The organism is Paraburkholderia bengalensis, from assembly GCF_037126505.1.
Taxonomy (GTDB): Bacteria; Pseudomonadota; Gammaproteobacteria; order Burkholderiales; family Burkholderiaceae; genus Paraburkholderia; species Paraburkholderia bengalensis.
In genome coordinates this window covers 1-467 of record NZ_JACFYJ010000313.1, presented here as the reverse complement: position 1 = coordinate 467, position 467 = coordinate 1, and the positions used below count along the sequence as shown (strand labels likewise).

Genomic DNA, 467 nt, shown 5'->3' with positions numbered 1-467 from the left:
GCGAGTCCTGTACTCATACCCGTCGTCTCACCTCGGTTGGTGACTGGCCGATGAATCGACGGAATACTTTTGCCAGCCGGTCGCTGGTGCGAAATCCCGTTCGCCATGCGATGGTGTCGACCGGCAAATCGGTGTTCAAGAGGAGTGCACGGGCAAGCTCGATGCGGGTATCGCGGATATGATCGGCGGGGCGCTTGCCCAACTCCGTCATGAAGATCCGCAGTAGCGTGCGTTGACTGACCCCAACCGCGTCAGCGACGTCGAGCACCGTGATGTCGCGTTGACAGTTGTTCCTGATCCACCGTGACGCCCGGCGCGCCTTGTTGAATGCGCCAGATACATAGCCTCCGATCAGCGCCGCGAGCGGATAGCCCATTTCGCGGCAGAACGCCTCCGCGAGCGTCCTGGCTAGGTCGGGATGGGTGCGCCGGCTGATGACGGTCAAGGCTGCAAGTAGGGCGCGATCA

Annotated in this window: 1 protein-coding gene; it reads right to left on the bottom strand. The window is 61.9% G+C overall.

Annotated features, from left to right (window positions below; translation table 11 throughout):
• Nucleotides 1–13: 13 nt before the first annotated feature.
• Nucleotides 14–467: helix-turn-helix domain-containing protein (locus H3V53_RS43440; RefSeq protein WP_336603075.1), on the bottom strand; the 454-nt coding region annotated here is incomplete at its 5' end.